At 63.3% G+C, this 346-nt stretch carries 1 pseudogene; it reads left to right on the plus strand.

The annotated features are described in order from the left end of the window. Positions 1–231 (plus strand): annotated as a pseudogene (locus KHA85_RS17435) (hypothetical protein); the annotation flags it as partial. Positions 232–346 lie beyond the last annotated feature (115 nt).

The raw sequence follows: 346 nt of genomic DNA on the forward strand, positions 1-346 counted from the left end.
GCGTACATGGAGGACTCCCGCGACCGCGGACGTCATCTCGACGACGCGGCGGTGCTAGCGTGCGCCGCGACCGATCCGGTTGGTGACCGTGCTCGGATGTTCGGCAACGACCGCAGACGTATCTCGGCATTGTGGGATGTACTGCAAGATCTCGACCACCGGTCATGGATAGCCACCGGCACAAGCTCCCGACGAGGCCACGCCGCACTGCGGGTGCTGGTTGGCGGCTGACTATAGAGTGTGCCCCGCGGGAGTCAGCTTCGGTCGAAAAATAAGCAGAGTTGACGACCAAATGGGTCTGGGTCTTGATCCGGAACCTTCCCCGTGGCGAGGGGTTGTCGCAGGG

The organism is Dietzia massiliensis (assembly GCF_018390595.1).
GTDB lineage: Bacteria > Actinomycetota > Actinomycetes > Mycobacteriales > Mycobacteriaceae > Dietzia > Dietzia massiliensis.